Here is an 18,464-nt window from a genome sequence, read left to right as displayed (position 1 = left end):
GCGATCGCATTCTGAGCGGCTGCGACAATAGTTTCTAAATCTCTACCTCTGGAATTCCCTCAATGTCGAAAGGAGTTAGGGACGCGCAAGCAGGCAGTGATGTTCTTCGAGCAGCAACAGGCCATCTCGCCTGTCCTGCCAGCGCGGACGCGAGCCAGTCTTTCGCCTGCGCGTGTTGCCGGCTGTCCCAACTGATTTCATGCCTCGTCCCCGGATGGGCGGGGTGCAGTGCTAACACGGTCAGCTTGATATTTTCTGGCGACAGCGAGAGAGATTCGGCTGCTGTCCACAATTTTACTCGGTCAGACCAATTTAATGCAGGATGGCGGATTGCCCATTCAATTAAATGGACGGATTGACGTTCAAGAAAAGCTGCATTGGCGTTGATTTGCACGCATACATCTTTATTAAGCTTAGCGCTAAACTGAGTATCGACTAAGAATGTAGGAGGTTCCCATTCAAATACCTCTGGAAATAGCAAACTAACTTCCATAATCCACTTATCCACTTTGGGATTTGCAAGTAGCAGGGGTTCAGTGGGGAGTTTCAAGAAAGTTTGTTTCATTATTAGTTGAAATTCCTCTTGTTTCAATTCAATGGGAACTGTTAGTTGTGTCGGATTGGCTAGAAAACTTAAATCAGTGAGGGTGATTAATTGCATAGGTGGGTAAGACAGTTACAGCTTACCCAGAGGGCGCGACGCTAGTCGCCTGCATGCTATTTATTGATAATGAACATTTTGGTTATCAAATATTTATAAATAAGAGTTGAGCGACTTCAAGAAAAATGCTCACGGGCGATCGCCACTTGAGAGGGTTTCGAGTACAGGGAACTTCAGTTTAAGGGTAATGTCTCAATGCCTGCGACTACGCCATTGCTGCCGAGGAACATTGTTAATAACCCTCTCAAGCAGTCATCATGCTTGTCGAGGTTAAGGAGCCTCAACGATTGACCTATCAAGGTTTCAGAGGCGTTGTCACCCGCGTCAGACCCGGAAGCGAAAAAACGAGCCAAACAGTTATAGGTTGCACTGCTCGGCTATGGTAGCGACGAGTTAAACTGCGACGCAGCAGCACTCAATGCTGTGCGATCGCACATTCAAACTCATTGGCAAACAGATCATCGGTTAGTGCCAGTAAAAAGGAACCTTACTACAAAGCCTGCTCGATCGCCCGCCGCGCCAATTCCACCTGTTCCACAGCATCCAGATAAGCTAGCGCTGCTGCATCCCAAACCACTCTTCTCTGCATCCTGTTCAAGACGATTTTCCCAAACTCGTACACCGTGCCGAAGCTTTGCAGCCTGAGAATTCGCTCAGCTATTGAGCAAAAACTCGGCGTTGGGTTCAATATCGCCACCACATCTGATTGAAGGAGCGATACCACCTCTGAACCCATATCGACTTTCAAAGTCGCTCCAACCTCCACAATCCGGCCCCAAAATCCATTCCACTTCCTTTCCGCTATTTTTTCAGTAGGAATAAAAGGGATTTTGACAATAACCCATGCCCCCGCGCTGTCTGGACCAAAGTGCGTTTTGACTCCCTCACCCGTAATTGGTTCGCAAGGAGTGCAAGTTTTACATTCTCCACCGCAATCGCTTTCTTGAACCGGCTCGCTACTAATGCTGCCCTCGGTTTTCTTCGAGGCGGAGGATTTTCTCAAAGCACCCTTAATCAGAGCTTTAGCTTGTTTCGGGGTTTTCGCTGCTCCCGACGCGATCGCAGCCAACGCCACTACTCGCTTGTCCTCCTGCATCGAAGCAAGTTGATACCCTACATCTATGCTGTGGTCATTAATAATGTCCAACCACTTTGCAGCCAATTCGGGGCGGTCTTTCTTGAGCTCGTCGGCAGCTTTGACGGCAATGCGCCCTTTCCTGTAGTTCCTGCCGCACCCCAAGCCGACTATAGCCGCCACAATATTTTCCGTCAGTTCCATTTCCCTTGGAGTCAGACCCAAGTCGATCGGGTTCAATGGAAAATTTTCCATCAGCGGTTGCTGGTTGTCCGACGGCGGCTCTGCTGAGTCAGCAGCTTGCTGGCAAGCTTTCTTGACAGCATATCTGTTCCTCAGCTCTCTAGCTATAGGCTCCACAACAATTCCTTCCCGAATTCTCTGTACTGGACTTTGGTGGCGGTGGCGGTTTTCTGCCACCAAGACGAAGAGCTCGTCATCTTCAGTCTGGAAGGGGCGGACAATAACTGGGACAAACTTCCAGCCCAGCGCGGATAGCGCCCTCCACCGCCGATGGCCGCTAACGATCGTGCCATCTGTTTTGACGGTCAGCGGTTGGACGTAGCCTTTGAGTTGGATCAACTCTACCAGGTCAGCAATACTTTCGGTGCACCCGTAAATTTCCTCATTGCGAGGGTGAGGCTTGAGTTGGTCAAGACCAATATGCTGAATCGCGTCGCTGACTGAGAGCGACACAGTTTCATTTTTATTCATTTGGATAGCCCTGGTTGTTTATTTGGGGATTGGGGCTTTGTACCGAAGGCCTGCTAAACCCAATAAGGTTTCCTAACAGAAAGCTGGGGTTATTCTCTGTCGGGGCGGCGCGGGCTGTATCGGCAGGTCGCCTTCACTGTCAAAAGGTTCGCTGCTTTTACATTCTTAGAATAGCATATTTCTTAAACTAGCAATGCGCTACATAATGGTATAAACAAAGACTATTATGTTTAAAATCTTTTAAACAATTATTGATTAATATGACAGCGTTTCTGATTAAAACGGGAGAAATAATTAAAAATAATTATAACAGAGCTTTTATCACGTTGTATTTCAAATTAACAATTACTACAAACATAATGTATGTGGGAGACTTTAGCCCATTTCTTACTTATTTTCCACATTTCGGGCATCTCTGTGAGAGTTTTATTTTTTGATTAGCAAGCATTAACATTGGAGTGACTTTAGTTTAATTAATAAGTTTTATAAGGTGTTTTGGTAAAAAAAATTCCCCGTTTAACTTGTTGCATTAGTTAAACGAGGGAAATGAACACTCGCGCTCGCCCCTAGATCGCCCCTACATCACTTCTACATCGCCCCTACATCACTTCTACATCGCCCCTACATCACTTCTACATCGCTTCTACTTCGCGTTTCCTTGCTTTCTTAGGAGGAAACAGTTGGGCGATCGCCAGAATTGCAGGCAACATGGAATCCCCTTTACGTCCAAGCTTCAGCGAACCCTCTAAGTCAAGCAACAGGGACACCGCAGACGAAAGGGATGTTAGAGAAGCAGCAGCTACTTCTTTTTTCAGAAAGTACACTCGCTTCGGGTTGGCAATTTGACAAATCCGGGCAATTTCAGTGTCTTGCTTAACTCCTCCAACTATCGCCGCTTTCACCCACAACCAAGTTCTAAATTGAGCAATCAGCGCCGCACAAATCGCCAGCGGGAAAGTTTCTATTGCCAAAAGGTCAAGCAGCAAGTAGACTGCTCTCTTAGAGTTATTTTCCCTCAGCGCTTCGGCAAGCTGAAGGCTATTTTGAGTGGTTGAAGGAACCAGCGATCGCACTTGGTTTAAAGTAAGGTTCGCGCCGCTGCTCAGGGTCGCCAGCTTGTGCAGTTCTGATTCGGCGCGAGCAGGATTGTTGCCGATCGCAACCGTCAAGTAATCAATAGCATTTGAGTTCAGCGACAGCCCTATTGCCAAAGCTTGAGTTCGGATCGATCGGGCAATGAGATCCGTTCGCCAGGGGGGAATAAGGTCGAACTCGAACAGCTTAGCTTGAGAAAGCAGAAATTTTGCCACCTTCAGGCGTTTGTCAATAGAAGGCGCTACAAAAACCAGGTGCGTTTTTTCCGGCACCTGCGGGAGCAACTGGAGAACCTCCAGCGCCTCTTCAGTAAACTGTTTGAAATTACACCCTTCTACCACCACTAACTTTGCTTTTTCCGTTCCCAAGGCGGGAGTTAAGGCGCAGTCAACTGCCTCATTCAATGCCGAAGCATCAAAGCGGTGATAATTGAAGCCAATCCAAGCGGGGTCGAGGTTCTTTTTAAAGGCAGAAAGCTTTTTGTGAATCGCGTGGAGGTCATCCCCTATCAGCAAGCTAATCATGGGTTCTTCTCCTCGAACGACACAAGATAGCGGACCCCCGTTGCGGCCAGAAATATCTTCTGCACCTTAGCGGAGTTTCGGTTGAACTTGTCCAGGTATTGGGCGGGCACGGCCAGCACCGCTTTCTTTTCCGTCAGTGCTACCAGAGAAGCGGCACAGAGTAAAGCGCGGTTCTTTTCAGAAGTTGCTGAGAGCACTTTTTCCCAAATGGCTCGCTCTTTGGAACGAGGAGCTCGCAACTTGGAGGTACTGGGCAGCTTCTGGGTGCGGTCGGGCTGCCAAGAGTTGCCACTCGCGTTCTCTGTGGCGTGGGGTTTTAATTGTGGCACCTTTGCCAATCCCAGCAAGCAGAGTTCCAGCCACAGCGTTGGGTGAGCGCTCTTGCTGAGCTGCCATTCCGAAGCCTGCAACTGTTCGAGGCCAGCAGCAAGAGCATTGCAGTCCCAAGCAGAGGCAATTTCCATCAGGGCCGAGTGCGAAATGCCGCTAACTAGCATCAGCGAACAGTCCGGCACGCTCGTTGCAAGCAACAAGTCCCGGTAGCAGGCTAGCAGCGACGCCAGCAGCATTTTAGGGCTTTTCCCGCTGTCAATGAGTTCGCGGGACAGTTGCAGCAGCTTCAGCGCGTTGCCGGTGCGGGCCGATTTCAAAATTGCAACTAAATCCGACTCCGGTATCCGCCCCGACAGCTCCAATACGTGAGAACTGGTAATTTCCTCTCCTAATAAGCTCAACTGGTCGAGCAACTGCAAGGCGTCCCTCATCCCGCCATTCGCGGCGCGGGCGATCGCAATTTTAGCTTCTTCGGCAATTGCAATTGACTCTTTCTCAGCTATCATTGTTAGCTGTTTGACAATGGCTGGGATTGGCAGCGATCGAAACAGAAACGTTTGGCAGCGGCTGTTAATTGTTGGCAGCACTTTGTGTTGCTCTGTTGTACACAAGATGAACACTACATGATGCGGAGGTTCTTCCAAACATTTTAGAAGAGCGTTAAAAGCTTGGGAACTTAGGCAGTGAACTTCATCTAAAATAAACACTCGGTAGCGGCTGATAACTGGTGCGAAGTGCGATCGCTCGATCAGGCCGCGAGCGTCATCCACGCCGTTGTGGGAAGCCGCGTCAATTTCAGCAACGTCTAAGCTGCTGCCTTTTTCAATCGAGCGGCAGGACTGGCACTTGCCGCACGGCTTTACTGTGGGTTTGTCTGCACTGGTGCAGTTGAGAGATTTAGCTAAAATGCGCGCCGTTGAAGTTTTGCCCGTTCCCCGTTCCCCGGCGAACAAGTAAGCCGGAGCAATTTTATTAGTTTTGACGGCATTGGAAAGTGTCCTTTGGATGTACTCCTGTCCGGCCAGTTCAGACAAGCTACGAGGGCGGTATTTTTGAGGCAATGCTGCGTACATGATTGAATGGTTAGGTGTAATTGTTTGCTGAGAATTAGAGTCATATTTGCGGAGTTTGCACTCAGAAGAAGAGAGAAGTAAAAAACTCAATATTTTTACTTCTGCCAAGCGAGCCTTTTTTGCAAAAGACATCATTCTTTGAAAATCGGCATTAACAAGTATTTGGCATCCATTAGGATGTTTGGCTTGGAGGGGTTGCCAGCAGGAACTAAAATAGCGGGGCCGTCGCGCTGAGTGAGGTGCATTTGGAGTTGGGAACTAGCGATCGCTTTTGCACCTTCCAACAGGTATTTTATGTTGAATGAAATTGACCAATTGCCGTCTGAGTTAACGTGCGCCGCCATCTGTTCCAAGCCGTTTCCAAATTCTCTGAAAAGCGACAGTGACACTTGCTGTGCTTCGCTATTAATGCGGATGCTGAGCGTTTTTTCTTTCTTGTCTGCCAGCACAGCAATTCTCTCTATAGCTTTGATGAAAGGTGCTTTTTCCAGCGTTACCTGATGTTGGAAATCCTGCTTCAAGAACTCGTGATAAGCTGGGTATGCGCCTTCTAAACAGCGCGTTACTAAGCGCTGCGCTCCCCACCGGAATTCTATCAAAGCGCTCTCAGTGCTGTAAGAAAGCTCTACTGGGTTAGCGGATGTCCTGCTCGATAAAATTCGCTCCAGTTCGGCGAGCGATTTAGCTGGGACTGTAAGCTCTAGAGGCTGTGCAATTTCCGCTTGTTTCTTCTTAGAAAAACCTTGAATTGAAGTATTGAGGACAACCAAACGGTGGCCGTCTGTGGCAGCAAATTCGAGGCTATCTTGGCCGATTTTGAAGTAAACACCTGTCAGGATGTGCTTGCCTTCATCGGTAGCGGTGGCAAACAGTGACCCTTTCAGCCCTTCTTTCAACGTTTCAGCGGGGATGCAAATTGTTTGCGCTGTTTTTACTTCAGGAATAGCAGGGAATTCTTCACTCGAAAGCCCTCGAACTTGATAGCGACCGCAAGCAGCGATTAGGGTAGCAACTGGGCTGTTGCTAACAGCCTCTGGCAAGGTGGTGTTATTCCCGCTATTTTCGCTATCTTCGCTATCTTCACCTTCGCGATTCAAGGCTTCGCGACTGACTAAAGTGATATCTCCGGGCGAGAATTTCCCGACAATATCGCTAAGTAGCCCGACAGGAATGGTCATGTCGCCGGGAGATATCACTTTGGCATCAAAGGATGTTTGAATGGCCAAGCTCATGTCGAAAACGCTGAGTTGGACTCGCTGCGTTTTTTTGCAAGCGACTAAGAGGACATTTCCTAACACGGGGTGGGTGGGTTTTGCTGGAACAGCTTTGCTGACAAGTTCGAGATGGTTGGCTAAATTGTCTTGCGTGCAGACAAGCTTAATTTCTGCTGGCAAAAGCTGGGGAGAATCGCCTGCGCTATTGGAGGAATTGCGATCGGATTTTTCTTCAAGTTTTGGTTCATCTTCGACCAAAGGTTCGGTTTGTTCTAAGGGAACACTTGCCTTGGGTTTGATTTTAGAAAATCCGCTTTCTTTTTTTCGGCTTTTAGCTGTCGCGGTGTGGAATTTGGTTTGCATCTTTGTGCGTTAAAATAGCTGCTAAGCGGGGGCAGCGCTAGCTGCCTGGAGAATAGCTCGCATTAGCAGCTTGTCACTCAACTTTAGATATAAGATTTGAGTACGATTTTTAGATAAAATCTGAATTCAAATGCAATCTCTAAATATTGCAAATGTCTCCCGCCATAGTAAAAAAAGTAGGGTGAGTCAGATAATCAACCAGAAATTTCAACCCCTTACCGTTCAATCTGACGCACCCTACAAGTTAGACTAAAATCTCGCTAAAAAAATGACTCAAACCATCTCACTCACAGAAAACATCCCCCTGAAGCTGCAAATGTCACCTGCCATAGACATGACAGACGAGCAATTTTTTGCCTTCTGCCAGCAAAACCGGGATTATCGAATTGAACGCAACGCCACCGGAGAAATTACCATTATGCCACCCACAGGTTCCGAAACAGGAAATCGCAACTTTGATTTAATTGTACAACTGGGAATCTGGACAAGACAAAACGGAACAGGAATCGGTTTTGATTCTTCTGCGGGTTTCACCCTCCCCAACGGCGCGATGAAATCCTCTGATGCTGCTTGGATAAAACTGGAAAAATGGCACACTCTCACTCCCGAACAGCAGCAAAAATTCGCTCCTATTTGTCCTGATTTTATCATCGAGTTGCTCTCCCAGCGACAACCTGCAACCCTTGAAAGACAAACTGCAAGAATATATCGATAACGGTGTTTCTCTCGGTTGGTTAATTGACCGGAAAAACCGTAAAGTTTACATTTATCGTCCTAACTCAGAAGTAGAATGTTTAGATAACCCCGCTACTCTCAGCGGCGAATCTATTTTACCCGAATTTGTGCTACAATTATCAACTATTTTGTAAATAATATGGCAATTAAAAGCAATTAAAAGCGATAAATTTACAGGTCAATACCTAAATACCTGTTTTAATTCTACGCCAAAACGCCGTACAAGTCAACCCCCCAGCCGGGGGTGGGCGATCGCGCTTGCGCTGACTCGATGGCGGAGGCGTAGCCAGCCACAGGCATCGCCCTTAAACTCTAAAAGTGCCATTCACCAAATATAAAATGGGTTCACTTAGTAACAAAAACCCGGTGCTTCGCACGACTACAACTCACGTACATAAGCTGATTGTGCGCTCGAATACTGTCGCGGTATTCTTTGACAAATTGAGCTTTCTGACTAGGGAAAAGTTGAGCGAGATACAGCAATTTACTAGCGACTTTCCTGCCGATATCACTGCTATCAATTCCCACCTCCGTGAAAGTAGAGCCTTGAGAATTGTGTACAGTAATTGCCCAACAATTTCTCATATCTGCAAAGATTTCACAATGGTCGTACCATGCCTTCCATAAGCTCGGATTGCTTTTAGCATTTTGCAGCAACCTAGCATTGTCCTGTTGGAATCGGCAAGCGTCACTTTCGTGGAGGATGTAAATTTGGCGTTGGTCGCCTGCATCGGTTTTAACCTGGAGATTCCAGGCTTTATAGCCAGAGTACCTATCCTCTTGAAATTCGGCAATTTCCACTTCTGCTGATGTGGGCAGGATGACGGTTTTGCCGTCGGGAGCAATAACGGGAGCTTTAGCAATCAACCTCTCTCCAATAATAAATCTGGGAGCATTTTTTCCGTAGATTTTGGCTCTGATTTTGCTATTCCAGTAGGCGACGCGCTCGTTAGTGTAGCAGAGGATGCGAAAGCAATCAGGGTCTTGAGGGAAAGTAGAAGAGAACTTTTTTAAGGCGTATTTCAGCAGCGTTTTTTCTCTGACTAAGAAGGCTCCGTTTTTTTTATCAAGGCTGAATTTGGAGAAGGGTTTGAACGCTTCTTTGCTCTTGACAGCCGTGCGGCAAGCTGTTACGAATTCTAGCAGGGGGCTGCCCGCACCTTGCCTGACGACCTCTGTTAAAACGGCTTTTTCAGGCACGCTGAAGGATTGAGATTTTTTCTCTTCTATGAAGCCATTATTAACAGGAGGCAATTGTGCGGGGTCGCCCATAACAATAAGTTGCCGATTGCTGCCGATGAGTAAAGCGCTAGCAATTCTTTCTTGAATAATATTCCACAGTTCTGCTGTAACCATACTGCACTCATCGAGAAAAATGGTGTCGTACAGGTGAAGGAAAGAAGGAGAAACTTGTTTGAGGATTTTATTTTGCCCCTGTTTGACTGGAGCTAACCCCAATAGCTGGTGGATGGTCATAAAGTCTACTCCTCTCAGTCCTTTTTCAGCAGCCATCCGTCGCAATACGCCTACAGCTTTATTGGTGGGAGCGGTGAAAGCGACTCTCTTTCCGGCGCTGACTAATTGTTCTGCTACCAGGTTGACAAGGGTTGATTTTCCCGTACCTGCATATCCAAATAGCCCGAATACCCGTTTAGAACTTGCTACAAATTGTTCGAGGAGTTGGAGGGCGTTGTTTTGTTGAGAAGTTAATTGAAAATTCGGTTTTACCAGTGTTTGAATCATAGGGTTGGTTTCTTCCGCTATCTTTCAAACGCTAATCAGCGCTAGCTGAAATTTACACAATCATTAATTGATGGAGACGATAATAATAACTCTAACAGGACTTACGCATAACCTCTATATGTAGGGTTAGCCATAAGCACCTTACCGCTACCAATAGTGTATTTAAACACTTGGGGCGTAAGTCTTGTATAATTTGTTCTGTTGATTTGACTACTACTCAAATTTTCCATAGTTAGGACTTATGCACCCATCAAAAACTCTCCCAGTTATCAGTTGGATTGATAACTAGGAGAAATTGTGGAGAAGCGGAGTTATTAATCTAATGCAGGTACTTTGACTAATTCGACTTCAAAATAAGTTTTGCCCATCAATCTTGAGGCAAAGCTGGCTGTTCTTGACTATCAAAAATAATCACAAATGTGCGATGTTTAACCAACCGTTGCAAAACCCGCAGATGCTCATCTGCATCGTTTCTCTTGCGAAATCGCGCCACAACAATACGCTGGCAATTAGGAAGTAAGCGAATTAAGCACCACGGGTGCAACTTCTCAAAATAGGTCATTTTAACCTCCTGATAACAGTAACAAATTGTGTTTGTGTTTGATTACCTGCCATTACCTTAATTGAAACAATATTGTCAAAGACAGGTCACGGTGATATTGACAATTGACTATATTTGTGCTGAAACCAGCTCAAATTATTTTTTGATGCTGAAAAGGCTTGATGTATATAAAATCAAAAACAATATTGGCGCGTCTATTTGGAAATGAGGCATTAGAAATCTCCTCAGAAACTCGCAGGGGAGAAGGGAGAAGGGGAGAGGGGGAGAAAGAGTTTCTTTGATCCATAACGGGTGCTCCGCCTCCGTGAAACGCTTTGAAGTTTATCAATTTGAGAAAACGCGGGCAATTGTTTAATGCACTAATTTCAAGCAGACGCGCCACTACTAATGCACGCTATTATCTTCAGAAAGCCGACATAGCAAGGTTGCCAGTGTCTCTGGAATTTCCTCAAAATGTTCCAGCAGAAAGTCCATTATTGCCAGATGACGCAAATCGACAGGAGTAGGAAATCTTCGATTTTTTCCCTTTTTAAACCAACCCCGCACTGTAGAATTAGAACGGGAACAAATAAAAGCGATTTCCTCGTAACTCACCGCCCACTTGCCATAAAACTGCTTCGGCGTCATGCCCAATTGGCATTGGCTGTAAGCTGCAATTAAATTGCGCTCTCTATCTGTCAAAGTCTGCGGCTTTTTCATCCTCAAACCCCTCCAAATCTTCCTCCCGCGCCGTATCAAACTGACACCAAGCTGCGCTCTTGGAATTAGCAGCCAGCCAAATTATGTAGCACCACATCCAACAGTACCGACGTGGTTCGTAGTTGTAAAAATTGCCAATAACTATCCCCCAATCAGCTTCTTCGCCAACACCCGTCCAGCGCACCATGTCGCCGCACTCAAAGCGCGGCGTGTGAATTTTGGCAAAATTAGCAGGCAATTCGATTGAAGGTGGCATCCCCTTCAAATCTCTTAGCAACAGCGCCGAAATCAAATCTCGACTTCCTTTTAAGATTGACATAAGTTCATAGCTGTGAATCGATTGCACCTGACTTTTTTTGACAGGTTTTCCGGCAAATTTCTTGATAAAGAAATTGCAGCGCGATATTCCCCTAAATCAATCAACTGAAATCAAGCTGTGTAAATTCCTTTCTCCGGCATAATTGCCCTGTTTTGAAGTTAAATGCTAAGCCGTGACCCGGGCAGGTTCCTAAATTAGGGTGCTTGGTATTTGGCAAAAGTTTATAACCTTTGTGGGGGCAAATATTACCAGGCAGCAAGGAGCAGTTCGAGTAAGCTTCCTCCAAGCGTGGCAAGAAGTTGTAGTCGGCTGAAAGGATTGGTATATTGCGGTAGCACAAGCGCACCACTTGTTTTATTTCGATAAATAACTTCACAAGCTAATTGAACTCGTGCTTGCCAATCTTCAGCAGTTTCCCCATCTGTGAAAAATAAGTTGATAAGTCGGTCATGCCAAAAGCGAAAGTCAAAGTGATAGTGGAGCGGTTCAAACTTGAGAATTTCTGCATCAGAGTGCGGTCGCTCAGGAAGTATAGGAATCCAGAAAGGGATGATTTTCCCTGGAAATCTTGATTCCAAACTGGGAGGACACCAGCTTTTTACGCATTGTACAAGCGCTCTTTCTCCAATGGCTACTACTTGATTCTGTGTTTTATTTTTGTTACGGAAATAGGCAGAGTTTTTGGTCATTAATTAGTGTTGCTAGGAATTGGCACTAATACCAATCTCTCTCATAGTTACAAGGAAAAATTGCGTTCGCTTAATGGTAATGATTCAGTTGTCAAAAATTTTTATGGATGCGTTGCAAAAATCTTTGCCGTACAGAAATCGCTGTCCAATTACCTTTATTAGCAGCTTCGAGATATCGCCGGAGCAAATCTTCAGTTACTTGTTGGTCAAGCCAATGCCCCAATTCTACTAGCTCCTGCTTTTGTTGTTGATTGTGCCCTGCCAACAACTCAAACATCCCCAACTTCTGGAAAGTGGAAATGTCAAAGTTTGCCAGTTCTTCCTCAATCCTTTGCTGTTGCTGTTCAACTTCTTCTGGTGACAGAGTGGGCAGCGGCGGGTGCTGGATGTTGAGAAATTTCTCTACTTCTGGGTAATCTCCGACGTACATCTTTCCTTCCAAGCGATCGCACACAATTGCATGGGTGGGAAATTCATCATCTGAACCGAGGTGGTATGGTTCCAGATCGAGGGCGAGAGCGGGATGTTCAGTAAGTGGCTCGTACACGGCATAATAACTGAAGGTCCCTAACCCTCTACCATCAGTCCAAGTAGCTTTGCTGCCCATATAAAACATGGCGAAGTATCGGGAATCACCAACGATACCCACCATTTCTGGCAGCATGGGCGGTAGTGGTACTGGCAGTAAATTCAAGTTGTGTCCGTTCATGGTGAGATAGCCTCCCTCTTTGAATTTTGTGTGGTTAATTGAAAGGGAGCCAGTTAACTGAAATAGAAGTCAATCCTAATTCTTAACAGCTAACTGGCTTTTTTGAGGGCGATCGCCCGTGATGAAGGCTTTCCTAGGTGAATGTGTTCGCTATTGTTAAGAATGGATGAAACTTAAATGAGCAGGTCACTCCCAATAGCGGCGATAGCCGCTCTTTGACCAGCCCGCTGGCTGAGTGCGATCCTCTTCTCCGGCTGCGCTAACGACGTATTTACGTCATCCTAGGTGCTCGCGATCGATCAGAAACAAGATTTATTGTCGTGAGCGGTTGAAAAAAATCAGATCGAGCGATCCTCTTCTCCGGCTGCGCTAACGTCGTCAACAACCAAATGGAAGGTGTTTGAGAGCCTTCTTCACGCGCGCGTGACAGGGCTGCCACTCTTTGACAAGGCCAAACCTGTCTTGTACTGACAAATTTGTCAGTTCAATCTTCTGACTATCAATGAATGAATATCCCTAGATTTTAACAAGGGCTTTTCGCCCGAAAATAGCTTAATTTTTTGAGCTTTTTTTTAGTGATATAGTAGTCGCTACCAACCAAAATTACCCCAAATATCTAATTTTTTAGGGGTAAATATTTGGCATTTTGTGGGTGTAATGACAATCATGATTCCGGTGTATTTACTGCTGGTGTCGCACTGATAAGTACCTTCGGCTTGTTGATGGGTGGAGTCATTTTTAATGATTGGGGCATTTCCTAGCATTTGCAGCAGTAAGTATATATCTATCTGCCCTTTGACTGGTTCCGTAAGATAGTTTTTATGGAGTTATGGGGATTACGTCAATTACAACTCAAGAGTCAGGAAAGCTTATTCACACCTCACTCTTGAGCAGGCGGCTCAAACCAGTCAGGATTGTCGCGGATAGCAGTTGCCTTTGTTTTAGCTAAAATACATCCGGCAAGAAATGGGTAGCCATCGCGAGCCTTGCGTCCAAATATCGCCTCAATTCAAAGAAGACTTACGGGAGAGCCCTTCAACTGTTGAAACAATCTGGCGAACCAAAGTCGCGATAGCTTCACTTCAGAATCCCGAGTGCCTTGACAAGCTGTTCCGGCTGCACTTCTAAATAGCGCTGGAGGCTCGACAAATTTTTGTGACCTGATATCTCCATAATTACCCGCAGTGGCACCCCAGCATTGCTCAAGTTCGTGAGTGCTGTCCGCCTCATTGAATGTGTGGAAGCTCCCTTAATTCTTACCCGTTTGCAAGCTTCTTTAAAAATCAAGTCGGCCTGAGAGCGTGTCAAAGGCTTCGTACCCTCTCGCCCAGGAAACAAAAAACCCGCATCTGGATTGTAAGCCAATAAAAACTTAGCCAACATGGGATGTAGCGGCAGCGTTCGCGTTGCTGACTTGCCCTTAGTTGTCGCTTTCCGCAGCGTCACCACACCGCCAACAATGTCCTGAGTTGTTAAAGCTAACGCCTCTGAAATACGACAGGCACAATAAAAAGTCACAGCAAACAAAAGCCTATCCCTTGCTGTAACAAAACCCCGGTCGAACAGCCTAGATATTTCGGCGGGCGTCAAAATCTTAGCACGCCCGTTGCCTTGAACCTTCACGGCGCAGCCCTCCAAAATGGAAGATCCCTTATTATTGGACGAAAGTGTGCTTTCGTCAAGTCTGCCGAAAAGCTTTTATCGCTTGATGGGCCACTTGCGGGGCGCTGCGCCGAGGATGCCTTCGCCCGCGTCCTTTATTGCAGTTAGATTGGCTTTTATTGCTACTCAACTGACTTAAATTCTCAGGAAAGTTGATAATTGGCAATGTGGCGATCGCATCTATGAGGGCTCGGAAGGTAACAGGTTTAATTGCCGCCATAACAGTACGCTCAAATAGAAGTGGCGCTTGTAAGAATTTGATTATACTATTTTTTGATTCACTTTGCAAGTTGTTTTGCTAGTTTTGTTCCCCTTTAATAAAAAATTAGGATTTTATTGGAAAATCGCTTATTCTGGTCAAAAGAACTGCCCAAGCCTTACGAAGGCTTGGGCATTGTTATAAGTTTCGGAGGGTAAACGAGTACGCTAATTGGTTGAGAAACTTTTCGTTCGCTGCTAGGACACTGAACGCGCACTTTCACCTAGTTCGGAAGTAGCAGATGCTAGAGTATTTGCAATCACCGCTTTGGGAGCAAGCTTGAGGATGATAGGCATCACAATTAGGGGAGAATTTTCCAGCCGATTTTTGATTTGAGCCTGCAACCATTCAATAGAGGAATCAGAGCCGTTAACTTTTTGCTTGAACCCCAGTTCTGGCGCAGCAGCTTTGATGGCGCTAGCAATTTTGCGAGCTTGCCTAAGTGAAATTATTGAAGTATTAACGGCAGGAACTGAGGTTGTGCTTGCGCCTGAATGTGCGGCAAAATCAATTGGTTTTGCTGGTTTGTTTGGTGTTTTTTTGCCTGTGGTCTGATGGCGAGTCTGATGGGATCTGGCTGGTTTCTCAATTTCAATTGTTGCTCCATTTACGGCACTGCCAATACCATCGGATGGTGTTGCGACTGTTGACACATTTACTTGGGTTCGATTGTCTGTGAGTTCTTCTTGGGCTGCTTCAGGTTTGTGCAGGAATACTGAGGCTAAGCAAAAGAGAGTGGTAAAAAGGAAAGGGGGAAATAGTACATCGTTGATAGTTTGGATAGTCATATTAACAGAAAACTCCAAATCAAAATTTTCGCGGTAAGCATTGCTAACCTTTTTTAGATTGCAACAGTTGACAACATGGTGCAGCATGGCTACACGGGCTGAAAAAACGGATAATTAACTTCAGCCTTTTGGATGATTAACTGAGGAGAAATACACCTCCTCTGATAATTAATTCAACAGTCCCGGCCTGCTGTACGAGGATCTAAGCGGTTTCAGGAAAGCGAAAAGTTGTGTTTTCTTTCTTTGCGATCGCCTCGCGCGTGACGGGCGCCAATGCGAGGGGACAGTGGCGAGTGAGTGTTCAGTCGCCACAATTAGCACTCTCTGCGGAAAGTGGTTTCAGTAGCTCGCTTTGTTTGTAGGCCGGGTGCGGGAATTGTTAGTTCAGTTGTCTTCCACTCCGCGACGGTAGGCGCGGAGATAAAAGTTAATCAAAAATTAATCGGACATTACTGTCATTTCACCCCTAACTTGGCACGCTAGATGGAACCATAAAATTGCACTAATAATGCCTGCAATGCTTAGAACTTCGTACCGCTGCTATAGAGGGAGCAAGCGCATAACTTACGTATACAAAAGCAGTAGCTTGCTGGAAGGATAAAGTGGCTACTGCTTTCGTTATGGGTGAAGTGACAATTACCGAATGAGCAACTTAAAAAGTATGTTGAGCAGCAGGCAACTCCTGAATAAATACTGAGCATCAATCGCGATCGCCATAAATAACTCATCCTGTCCCCCCTTCTGCAAGCTCTAAGCGGTGTGCGTAAGTGTTGACGAATTGCCCCGAAAACAGAGATTTCACCATTACCTGAGCCCCAGAAACAGCTCTAACGACATATTTCTGAACCTCACCGCAGAACCTCACCACCGAGCCAACTTTCAGCTCAGACGGTGCTATTTGGGGTACTTTTGTCTCATAAGTGGGAATAGCATGAGTTTCGGGCTCTATCGCCTGATATGAAGCTACAATTCCCATCCCTTCTGTTGTTAACGTCTCTGCGGGTGCAGCTTCCACTCCGAACACTTGAGTAGTGTGAGCCCATTCCTCATCCAGAGGCGACACACCCTCAGATATCCCTATATTATTATCCGACCCTGTGCCAGCAGTTCCCACCTCATTATTTTGTTGAGGAAAATCCTGAGAAAACACACCCTCTGACATCCCTATATTATTATCCGACCCTGTGCTGACAGTTCCCACCTCATTATTTTGTTGAGGGAAATCCTGAGAAAACACACCCTCAGATATCTCTATATTATTATCCGACCCTGTGCCAGCAGTTTCCACCTGATTTCCCACCTCATTAATCTGTTGAGATAAACCAAGGGGAGGCACACCCTTTGATATCTCTATATCATTATCCGACCCTGTGCCAGCAGTTCCCACCTCATTAATCTGTTGAGATAAACCAAGGGGAGGCACACCCCCTGACATCTCTATACTATTATCCGACCCTGTGCCACTACAAACCTCTCCTAAACACTCTCGTGCACCTTCCGCCGACACTGCCTCTTTATCCCGCTGCTGCCAAACCTCAAAAATCGCCTCCCTGCCATCCTGGGGAAACTCAAACTGGTAAACCCTAATGCGCGATCGCCGACCTTTAGCATCTCGTTCCTCCGACCTTTCTTGACGCACTCGCCGCAAAGTAAAGCCCAGCTTACCCCTTAAAATATACTGCACCACCTCCATCGGTGTCATCTGAGGACTGACACTAATACCCAGAAAATCCTTAATATCAACACTGCACTGCTTCACTTGTTCCGCAAAAGCTATCACATCCGCGTCAGTCCCCCGGTACTCCCGGTTAACATTAAACAACGACTTTATTCCCAACGCCTTCAAAGCTTCCACACTTGCCGTCAGCAAACGCAAATCTTGAGGACACACCTTTCCTTGCCCCCTTTCCCGATGCCCCGCCAAGTGATTTTTATCTCGAAATCTGACCAACTCCGGGTCATAAATTAAATAGTAATGTAAGCGAATTTGAGGCAGCCAGCCAGCATCATCCTTCAACTTAAGTTCAGGCGTGATGGGCACTCCATAAGTCTCTTGTAATTGATACTTGCGCTGCTGGTTTAGTTCATCACGAGTCTTAGCCCGTTTGTCCTTCAATTCTAAGTATTTAGAAAGAGTAATCTCAGAAGCATTATTAACAGCCTGCGCTTCTAACAATTTATTCTCTTCCTTGATAGATGTCGCTTCTGCACGGATGCAAGCTGCTACCGTTTCCCGGCTATCTAACTCCGACTTTAATTTGCGGTATTGCGACTCTAGTTCTTCCAATAAATCCCAATTTTGAGCATTGTTTGCTGCAAGCTGTCGTAACAGCAAAACTTTGAGTTCTTGTTGTAATTGATTCTCTCGACATAGCGAAACAGAATGCCCTTCAGCTTTTAAAGCTTCCCAAATTGCCTCAGAGTAGTTCCACATCCCAGCATTAATTCTCGCCCCCATTTTAGCCCAAGTCCGCAAGTGAATTGGGTCGTAAGCTTCATCAATGTCAAAATCCACGCCTTGCAACAATTTGAGATTGGTTGTGATGACTTTTTTTTGAGATTTGAGAATTGCTTGGTAACTCGAACTGCCATTGCCAATTTTGCCCACACCAAAGGGCGCAGTCCAGACAAACCAAGGCACTGTTTCATCTCGAACTCGCGCTAGTGCTTGCAAAGCGTCATTGACAGCAATTGCTCCTTTAAAAATGCCGAAAACCGCTGTAAAATGATGGCGAAGGTCAATGCTAACTCCTGTGCCAATTGTGGGACTAGCGATGATGATATCATAGTTTTGTATGAGCGTGTTTAGTTGCTCAATGCAACCGTAAGCGGGATGATTGGGATCTGATACTGATTCGCTATCAATCCTGAGAATTCGCTGATGAGGAAAGCGTTTTTGCAGTTGGGTTTCAAGGTTGCGGCAAGACCAATTTCCTGTAACTTTTTGTGAGTCTTCTACAACCATAATGCGCGGTCGATATCGCTCTATAGGGTGAGATTCAGTAGGTTTTTTTAAGTTACATTCAGTAAAGTTTATTGGGCGACATTTTGCGCTGGTTTCACAATCACACTTAGCAGGGTTTTTACAGTCATATTCACTAGGGTTTTCCGAAACATATTTAGCAAAGCATTTAGAGTCACATTCAGTGAATTTTACAATAGGACATTCACCAGAGGTTTTCTGATAATATTCAGGATGGCTTTTACAGTCACATTCAGCGCCTTTTACAATAGGACATTCCCCAGA

16 protein-coding genes and 1 pseudogene are annotated in these 18,464 nt (G+C 45.9%); 1 reads left to right on the top strand and 16 read right to left on the bottom strand.

Features of this window, described 5'->3' with window-relative positions; translation table 11 throughout:
- Positions 1-34: 34 nt before the first annotated feature.
- From QUA54_RS05485 to dnaN, 5 genes are all read right to left on the bottom strand, one after another.
- The gene (locus QUA54_RS05485) at positions 35-661 is read right to left on the bottom strand and encodes a hypothetical protein (protein WP_333413718.1); all 627 of its coding nucleotides are present in this window, start codon (positions 659-661) and stop codon (positions 35-37) included.
- Between the two features lie 490 nt (positions 662-1,151).
- The gene (locus QUA54_RS05480) at positions 1,152-2,450 is read right to left on the bottom strand and encodes a ParB N-terminal domain-containing protein (protein ID WP_333413717.1); all 1,299 of its coding nucleotides are present in this window, start codon (positions 2,448-2,450) and stop codon (positions 1,152-1,154) included.
- A gap of 632 nt (positions 2,451-3,082) precedes the next feature.
- Complete coding sequence (gene holA / locus QUA54_RS05475) at positions 3,083-4,069, bottom strand: DNA polymerase III subunit delta (RefSeq protein ID WP_333413716.1); 987 nt, start codon at positions 4,067-4,069, stop codon at positions 3,083-3,085.
- A complete protein-coding gene (dnaX, locus tag QUA54_RS05470; RefSeq protein ID WP_333413715.1) occupies positions 4,066-5,610 on the bottom strand; it encodes a DNA polymerase III subunit gamma/tau in 1,545 nt (514 codons plus the stop codon). The genes holA and dnaX overlap by 4 nt, the downstream gene beginning before the upstream one ends.
- The gene (gene dnaN / locus QUA54_RS05465) at positions 5,607-7,052 is read right to left on the bottom strand and encodes a DNA polymerase III subunit beta (RefSeq protein WP_333413714.1); all 1,446 of its coding nucleotides are present in this window, start codon (positions 7,050-7,052) and stop codon (positions 5,607-5,609) included. The genes dnaX and dnaN overlap by 4 nt, the downstream gene beginning before the upstream one ends.
- A gap of 385 nt (positions 7,053-7,437) precedes the next feature.
- Between dnaN and QUA54_RS05460 the strand changes: the two are divergent.
- Positions 7,438-7,921, top strand: a pseudogene (locus QUA54_RS05460) (Uma2 family endonuclease).
- A gap of 211 nt (positions 7,922-8,132) precedes the next feature.
- Here the strand turns inward: QUA54_RS05460 and QUA54_RS05455 are convergent.
- From QUA54_RS05455 to QUA54_RS05410, 11 genes are all read right to left on the bottom strand, one after another.
- Positions 8,133-9,530 carry an AAA family ATPase gene (locus QUA54_RS05455; protein WP_333224313.1) on the bottom strand — a complete coding sequence of 466 codons (1,398 nt, stop codon included), beginning with the start codon at positions 9,528-9,530 and terminating at the stop codon, positions 8,133-8,135.
- Positions 9,531-9,897: 367 nt separating this feature from the next.
- Positions 9,898-10,092: a hypothetical protein gene (locus QUA54_RS05450; protein WP_325314622.1), complete on the bottom strand. Its 195-nt coding sequence runs from the start codon at positions 10,090-10,092 to the stop codon at positions 9,898-9,900.
- A 384-nt stretch (positions 10,093-10,476) separates the two neighbouring features.
- Positions 10,477-10,791: a helix-turn-helix domain-containing protein gene (locus QUA54_RS05445; protein WP_333413713.1), complete on the bottom strand. Its 315-nt coding sequence runs from the start codon at positions 10,789-10,791 to the stop codon at positions 10,477-10,479.
- Complete coding sequence (locus tag QUA54_RS05440; protein WP_333413712.1) at positions 10,763-11,110, bottom strand: hypothetical protein; 348 nt, start codon at positions 11,108-11,110, stop codon at positions 10,763-10,765. Before QUA54_RS05440 ends, QUA54_RS05445 begins: the two co-directional genes overlap by 29 nt.
- Positions 11,111-11,210: 100 nt before the next feature.
- Positions 11,211-11,456 carry a Rieske 2Fe-2S domain-containing protein gene (locus QUA54_RS34380; RefSeq protein WP_445301529.1) on the bottom strand — a complete coding sequence of 82 codons (246 nt, stop codon included), beginning with the start codon at positions 11,454-11,456 and terminating at the stop codon, positions 11,211-11,213.
- Positions 11,356-11,799, bottom strand: coding sequence for a hypothetical protein (locus tag QUA54_RS05435; RefSeq protein WP_333413711.1), 444 nt, complete (start codon positions 11,797-11,799; stop codon positions 11,356-11,358). Before QUA54_RS05435 ends, QUA54_RS34380 begins: the two co-directional genes overlap by 101 nt.
- Positions 11,800-11,890: 91 nt before the next feature.
- Entirely contained in the window at positions 11,891-12,508 is a 618-nt protein-coding gene (locus QUA54_RS05430; RefSeq protein WP_333413710.1) for a hypothetical protein, read from the bottom strand.
- A 1,077-nt stretch (positions 12,509-13,585) separates the two neighbouring features.
- Entirely contained in the window at positions 13,586-14,131 is a 546-nt protein-coding gene (locus QUA54_RS05425; RefSeq protein ID WP_015211723.1) for a tyrosine-type recombinase/integrase, read from the bottom strand.
- A gap of 55 nt (positions 14,132-14,186) precedes the next feature.
- Complete coding sequence (locus QUA54_RS05420; RefSeq protein ID WP_333413709.1) at positions 14,187-14,390, bottom strand: hypothetical protein; 204 nt, start codon at positions 14,388-14,390, stop codon at positions 14,187-14,189.
- Between the two features lie 236 nt (positions 14,391-14,626).
- Positions 14,627-15,217, bottom strand: coding sequence for a hypothetical protein (locus QUA54_RS05415; protein ID WP_333413708.1), 591 nt, complete (start codon positions 15,215-15,217; stop codon positions 14,627-14,629).
- A 724-nt stretch (positions 15,218-15,941) separates the two neighbouring features.
- Positions 15,942-18,182: a plasmid replication protein, CyRepA1 family gene (locus QUA54_RS05410; RefSeq protein WP_333413707.1), complete on the bottom strand. Its 2,241-nt coding sequence runs from the start codon at positions 18,180-18,182 to the stop codon at positions 15,942-15,944.
- Positions 18,183-18,464: the final 282 nt, after the last annotated feature.

It is taken from the genome of Microcoleus sp. MOSTC5, from assembly GCF_036701825.1.
GTDB classification, from domain to species: domain Bacteria; phylum Cyanobacteriota; class Cyanobacteriia; order Cyanobacteriales; family Microcoleaceae; genus Microcoleus; species Microcoleus asticus.
The sequence above is the reverse complement of the archived record's forward strand: the minus strand, read 5'-3'. Positions and strand labels throughout refer to the sequence as shown.

Bases quoted from the DNA above. Each gene is read 5' to 3' on its own strand.
- QUA54_RS05415 (WP_333413708.1), bottom strand. From the start codon at position 15,217: ATGACTATCCAAACTATCAACGATGTACTATTTCCCCCTTTCCTTTTT.
- QUA54_RS05430 (WP_333413710.1), bottom strand. From the start codon at position 12,508: ATGAACGGACACAACTTGAATTTACTGCCAGTACCACTACCGCCCATG.
- dnaN (WP_333413714.1), bottom strand. From the start codon at position 7,052: ATGCAAACCAAATTCCACACCGCGACAGCTAAAAGCCGAAAAAAAGAA.
- holA (WP_333413716.1), bottom strand. From the start codon at position 4,069: ATGATTAGCTTGCTGATAGGGGATGACCTCCACGCGATTCACAAAAAG.
- QUA54_RS05485 (WP_333413718.1), bottom strand. From the start codon at position 661: ATGCAATTAATCACCCTCACTGATTTAAGTTTTCTAGCCAATCCGACA.
- QUA54_RS05420 (WP_333413709.1), bottom strand. From the start codon at position 14,390: ATGGCGGCAATTAAACCTGTTACCTTCCGAGCCCTCATAGATGCGATC.
- QUA54_RS05450 (WP_325314622.1), bottom strand. From the start codon at position 10,092: ATGACCTATTTTGAGAAGTTGCACCCGTGGTGCTTAATTCGCTTACTT.
- QUA54_RS05410 (WP_333413707.1), bottom strand. From the start codon at position 18,182: ATGGTTGTAGAAGACTCACAAAAAGTTACAGGAAATTGGTCTTGCCGC.
- QUA54_RS05455 (WP_333224313.1), bottom strand. From the start codon at position 9,530: ATGATTCAAACACTGGTAAAACCGAATTTTCAATTAACTTCTCAACAA.
- QUA54_RS05445 (WP_333413713.1), bottom strand. From the start codon at position 10,791: ATGAAAAAGCCGCAGACTTTGACAGATAGAGAGCGCAATTTAATTGCA.
- QUA54_RS05480 (WP_333413717.1), bottom strand. From the start codon at position 2,450: ATGAATAAAAATGAAACTGTGTCGCTCTCAGTCAGCGACGCGATTCAG.
- QUA54_RS05440 (WP_333413712.1), bottom strand. From the start codon at position 11,110: ATGTCAATCTTAAAAGGAAGTCGAGATTTGATTTCGGCGCTGTTGCTA.
- dnaX (WP_333413715.1), bottom strand. From the start codon at position 5,610: ATGATGTCTTTTGCAAAAAAGGCTCGCTTGGCAGAAGTAAAAATATTG.
- QUA54_RS05435 (WP_333413711.1), bottom strand. From the start codon at position 11,799: ATGACCAAAAACTCTGCCTATTTCCGTAACAAAAATAAAACACAGAAT.